The 5,043-nt window shown below is 71.2% G+C and carries 5 protein-coding genes and 1 pseudogene; 5 read left to right on the forward strand and 1 reads right to left on the reverse strand.

Going from position 1 to position 5,043, the window contains the following annotated elements:
- Window positions 1-115: pseudogene (locus tag ACIQOV_RS27090) on the forward strand (inositol monophosphatase); the annotation flags it as partial.
- Between the two features lie 165 nt (window positions 116-280).
- Here ACIQOV_RS27090 and ACIQOV_RS27095 read toward each other — a convergent pair.
- Entirely contained in the window at window positions 281-466 is a 186-nt protein-coding gene (locus ACIQOV_RS27095; protein WP_030057688.1) for a hypothetical protein, read from the reverse strand.
- A gap of 444 nt (window positions 467-910) precedes the next feature.
- Between ACIQOV_RS27095 and ACIQOV_RS27100 the strand changes: the two genes are divergently transcribed.
- The 4 genes from ACIQOV_RS27100 to ACIQOV_RS27115 all read left to right on the forward strand — a co-directional run bounded on the left by ACIQOV_RS27100 (window position 911) and on the right by ACIQOV_RS27115 (window position 4,927).
- On the forward strand, window positions 911-1,564 hold the full coding sequence (locus tag ACIQOV_RS27100) for a response regulator transcription factor (RefSeq protein ID WP_359913230.1): 654 nt from the start codon (window positions 911-913) through the stop codon (window positions 1,562-1,564).
- A gap of 73 nt (window positions 1,565-1,637) precedes the next feature.
- Complete coding sequence (locus ACIQOV_RS27105; protein WP_380551270.1) at window positions 1,638-2,936, forward strand: sensor histidine kinase; 1,299 nt, start codon at window positions 1,638-1,640, stop codon at window positions 2,934-2,936.
- A gap of 232 nt (window positions 2,937-3,168) precedes the next feature.
- On the forward strand, window positions 3,169-4,155 hold the full coding sequence (locus tag ACIQOV_RS27110) for an acyl-ACP desaturase (RefSeq protein ID WP_401052801.1): 987 nt from the start codon (window positions 3,169-3,171) through the stop codon (window positions 4,153-4,155).
- A 472-nt stretch (window positions 4,156-4,627) separates the two neighbouring features.
- On the forward strand, window positions 4,628-4,927 hold the full coding sequence (locus ACIQOV_RS27115) for a DUF4193 domain-containing protein (protein ID WP_360355380.1): 300 nt from the start codon (window positions 4,628-4,630) through the stop codon (window positions 4,925-4,927).
- Window positions 4,928-5,043 lie beyond the last annotated feature (116 nt).

The following is a 5,043-nucleotide window of genomic DNA, read 5'->3' on the forward strand; positions in this document are numbered from 1 at the left end:
GGTCGGCGGCCGTCCCGGGCACGGCCCCGACGGCGAGCTGACCGTGGCCGCCGCCCCCGGGGTGTACGAGCCGCTCCAGGAGCGGCTGGCCGCGCTGCGCGCCTGGGCGGACTGACCGGTTCCGCCCCGTCCCGCCCGCGGAACCCACGGGCGTGGGCGGGGCGGCCCCGGACATGCGAAGAGCCCTGGCATACGGGGAATGCCAGGGCCTGGGTTTCGCACGGCCCCCGCAGGGCCGCTGGTGCCGGAGATCCGGCGACTGGTCGGTGTGCCGGACGGGTCAGGCAGCGGTGCGGTGGCGCTCCAGCACCGTGTCCACGCCGTGCTCGGCGGCGAGTCGGCGGAGGTCGTCCAGCTCGGACTGCTCCACCTCGGCGAGGAACTCGTCCCCGGCCTCGATCGCGCGGTGCAGATCCTGCTCGGCGTTGGCTATGCGCTGCAGGATTCCGGCCTTGAAGGCGTCCATACGGGCCCCCTTACTGTGTCGGACGTGCACGGTCGTGCGCTCTCCGCCCCGAGGAGGTCCAGCCGGTGAAAGCACCGAGCCCGGATGGTGGTGAAGGTCCGGATAGGTGCGGAGACGGCCCTTCGGCCGCTCCCGGTGATGTCCCAGCCCCAGGGCCGGCGCGGATGAACGCACGGCGGGTGGGTGCGACCGGCCGTCAGCCAGATCGCGGGTGTGCAGCTGTCCTCCCCGCCCCGGAGGGCGGGAAACCTCCCGGCGGAAGAAAGTTGCCTGTGTCACAGTCCAAGCGGAGTGCTGCGGGTGCGAACGGTGACGGCCGGGGGCTCCGGCTCCGTGCCCGAGGGGCAGCTTATCGCTGCTTTACCGCCGGACCAGGCAGGATGGAGGCACCGTCGGAGCCGTGCGTCCGCTTTCCGGGGCCGGCCTGGAGAAGGGACAACGACCGTGCGGGTTCTCGTCGTCGAGGACGAGCAGCTGCTCGCCGAGGCCGTCGCTACCGGCCTGCGCCGCGAGGCGATGGCCGTCGACGTGGTGTACGACGGGGAGGCCGCGCTCCAGCGCATCGCGGTCAACGACTACGACGTCGTCGTCCTGGACCGCGATCTTCCGCTGGTGCACGGGGACGACGTCTGCCGCAAGGTGGTCGAGCAGGGCCTGGCCACCCGGGTGATCATGCTGACCGCCTCCGGCGACATCAGCGACCGGGTCGAGGGCCTGGAGATCGGCGCGGACGACTACCTTCCGAAGCCGTTCGCCTTCAGCGAACTCGTCGCCCGGGTAAGGGCGCTGGGCCGCCGCGCGACCGTCCCGCTGCCCCCGGTGCTGGAACGCGCCGGCATCTCGGTCGACCCCGGCCGGCGCGAGGTGATCCGCGACGGACGCACCGTCCAGCTCGCCCCCAAGGAGTTCGCCGTCCTGGAGGTGCTGATGCGGGCCGGCGGCGCCGTCGTCTCGGCCGAGCAGCTCCTGGAGAAGGCCTGGGACGAGCACACCGACCCGTTCACCAACGTCGTGCGCGTCACCGTGATGACGCTGCGCCGCAAGCTCGGCGACCCGCCGGTGATCGTCACCGTGCCGGGCTCCGGCTACCGGATCTGACGACCGGAGTCCGCCCGACCCCGGACTCCCCGCCGTACGCGCCCGCCCCGGCGGACGCCCCGAGAGGACCATCATGACCACCCCGCCCCCGGCCGGCGGGGCCTCCGGCGCGCCCGCCGGCGGCCCGCGTGCCGTCCCGCCGAAGCCCCTGACCCCGCCGCGCGTCCACCGCCCCGGGCACTACACCCCCGGCGACGGCATGCTCGCCTGGCTGCCCTTCCGCCCCACCATCCGGATGCGGCTCACCCTGCTCTACGGCGGGATGTTCCTGATGGCCGGCGTGGTGCTGCTGCTCCTGATGTACGTGTTCTTCCAGGACGCCGTCTCGTACCTGGCGCCGCGCAAGCTGGTCTTCGACGGCAGCCTCCGGGTCACCAGCCCCGACGGCGTCAGCACCACCATGAACAGCACGGACTACAACCAGTGGCAGGCCGCCGACTACCTGGCGCGCTCCAACTCCGCGCTCAACACCCTGCTGCGCAAGTCGCTGACCATGCTGGTCTGCCTCGCCGTGATCGCCTTCGCGGCGGGCTACGCGATGGCCGGCCGGGTGCTGCGCCCGCTCGGCCGGATCACCCGCACCGCCCGCGACGTGGCCTCCTCCGACCTGCACCGCCGGATCGAGCTGGACGGCCCGGACGACGAGCTCAAGGAGCTCGCCGACACCTTCGACGGCATGCTGGACCGGCTGGACCGCTCCTTCGACTCCCAGCGGCGCTTCGTCGCCAACGCCTCGCACGAGCTGCGCACCCCGCTGGCGATCAACCGCACCCTGCTGGAGGTCCAGCTCTCCGACCCGGCGGCCTCGTCCGACCTCCAGCAGCTGGGGAGGACCCTGCTGGCCACCAACGAGCGCAGCGAGCAGCTGGTCGAGGGCCTGCTGCTGCTCGCCCGCAGCGAGAACGAGCTGACCGACCGGCGCCCGGTGGAGCTGTCCGAGGTGGCCACCCGGGCGCTGGAGCAGACCCGCGGCGAGGCCGACAAGCGCGAGGTCGAGCTGCGCTCGAAGCTCGATCCGGCCATGGCCGCCGGCAACGGCGTGCTGCTGGAGCGCCTCGCGCTCAACCTGCTGCAGAACGCCGTGCGCTACAACACCCCGGGGGGCTGGGTCGAGCTGGCCACCACGGCGGTGCCCGGCGGCGGCGAGCTGGTGGTCTCCAACACCGGCCCGGTGGTGCCCGGGTACGAGCTGGAGCACATCTTCGAGCCGTTCCGCCGGATCAAGGGCGCCGACCGCACCCGCAGCGACAAGGGGGTCGGACTCGGCCTGTCCATCGTCCGCTCGGTGGTGCGCGCCCACGGCGGCACCATCGAGGCCACGCCGCGCGCCGGTGGCGGACTCACCATGAGGGTCCGCATCCCCTCTCCGTAAGGGTCGAACGACCCTTCCGTAGGCGACCGTTCCCAGCCGCCCCCGCCAGGCCCGTCAAGACGACATAAGGCCTGGCGGGGGCGGCTTGTCTTTTCCGGCCCAAGCAACTTACGGTGTCGTAACCTACGCAACCGTAGGTGAATCCGTCGGCGGCCCGCCGGCGGGTCCGCACGAAGTGTCCCCGTCTCAACGCGCCCGTCCCAGCGCGTGCCGTCCCCTCAGGAGCAAGACCGTGACCATCGCCCCTGTGCAGAGCAGCAGCTCCCCGCTCGTCGCGAGCGGCTGGACCGACGCGCGGCTGATCCTCGCCCTCGAAGAGGTCGTCGAGAAGGAGCTCAACCGCCACCTGTCCGTGGCGAAGGAGTGGATGCCCCACGAGTTCGTCCCGTGGAGCCAGGGCCGCGACTTCGACGGCGTGCTGGGCGGCGAGGCCTGGTCGCTGGAGCAGTCCCAGGTGACCTCGGTGGGCCGGGTGTCGCTGGTGGTGAACCTGCTGACCGAGGACAACCTGCCCAGCTACCACCACGAGATCGCGACCATGTTCGGCCGCGAGGGCGCCTGGGGCACCTGGGTGCACCGCTGGACGGCCGAGGAGGGGCGCCACGGGATAGCGATCCGCGACTACCTGCTCGCCACCCGGGCGGTCGACCCGGTGGAGCTGGAGCGGGCCCGGATGAGCCACATGTCCGAGGGCTTCGAGTCCGACAACGCGCACAGCATGCTGCACTCGGTCGCGTACGTGGCCTTCCAGGAGCTCGCCACCCGCATCGCGCACCGCAACACCGGCAAGTACGCCGGCGACCCGCTCTGCGAGCAGCTGCTGGCGAAGATCGCCAACGACGAGAACCTGCACATGGTCTTCTACCGGAACCTGCTGAAGGCCGCCCTGGAGATCGCCCCGGACCAGGCCATGCGGGCCGTCGCCGACGTGGTCACCGACTTCCGGATGCCCGGCCACGGAATCCCCGGCTTCGAGCGCGCCGCCGCGCAGATCGCCATCGGCGGGGTGTACAACCTGCGCATCCACCACGACGACGTGCTCCAGCCGGTGCTGCGCCACCTCAGGGTCATGGAGATCGGCGGGCTCGGCCCGGAGGGCCTGCTGGCGCAGAACGAGCTGGGCGTCTTCCTGGACGGGCTGGACGACCAGGCCCGGAAGTTCGAGGAGCGCCAGGCCGCCCTGCTGGCCCGCCGCGCGGCTCGGAAGACCGCCGGCTGAGGCCCGGCACCGGGCGGTCGGAGTGGGTGGATTTTCCGTGATTTGACCAGGAAGATTCTTAACGTGACCAAGCTCACATCGTGTCGCTCCGCGATTCCGGGCAACCCCGGAGAGTGATCACCGGCCCAGGGGTGCCGATCGCCGTCCGTGACCGGATTTCGGCCCCCGGCCGGTCCACGGGATCGGTCGGTCTCCCTGGTGGGCACGGGATTTCCCAGGCGCCCGCACCGGTCTTGCTCACTGTGCGTGTCTGGTTTATCGGGTCCGACAGGGGTCGGCGATGGCCCAGCGTGAGGCCTTCCGCAGGCCCGGGGATCACCCCGATGGAGCCCGGGCTGAGTGTCGATTGAGTAACAGGGCTTGAAGTAAGGCAAAATCTCCGCCTCGGGTCGGGCACAAGACCGACCCCCCATGCGTTACGTGCGCTGGAGATACCGCACACACCGCACAACCCGGAGGGGGAGAGCGACAAATGGCAACCGACTACGACACCCCACGCAAGACCGACGATGACGTCAACGAGGACAGCATCGAAGAACTCAAGGCTCGGCGGAACGACAAGGGCGGCGGCTCTGTCGACGTCGACGAGTTCGACGCCGCGGAGGGCATGGAGCTTCCCGGCGCCGACCTCTCGAACGAGGAACTCGCCGTCCGTGTCCTGCCGAAGCAGGCCGACGAGTTCACCTGCATGAGCTGCTTCCTGGTGCACCACCGCAGCCAGCTCTACAGCGAGAAGAACGGCAACCCGATCTGCCGGGACTGCGGCGCCTGAGCACCGCGGCGGACAGGGCCCGGTGCCCGCGGCTGCGCCCCTGGACCTGGCCGTTCTGGCCGCCGATCGAGATCAGCACCTTCTTGCCCTGGGCCCGCTTGGCGGCGATGGCGGCC

This window comes from Kitasatospora sp. NPDC091257, assembly GCF_044757675.1.
In the GTDB taxonomy this organism is placed as follows: Bacteria; Actinomycetota; Actinomycetes; order Streptomycetales; family Streptomycetaceae; genus Kitasatospora; species Kitasatospora lactacystinica.

Excerpts from the sequence above, each read along its gene's own strand:
- ACIQOV_RS27095 (WP_030057688.1), bottom strand. The coding sequence starts at position 466 with ATGGACGCCTTCAAGGCCGGAATCCTGCAGCGCATAGCCAACGCCGAG.
- ACIQOV_RS27105 (WP_380551270.1), top strand. The coding sequence starts at position 1,638 with ATGACCACCCCGCCCCCGGCCGGCGGGGCCTCCGGCGCGCCCGCCGGC.
- ACIQOV_RS27115 (WP_360355380.1), top strand. The coding sequence starts at position 4,628 with ATGGCAACCGACTACGACACCCCACGCAAGACCGACGATGACGTCAAC.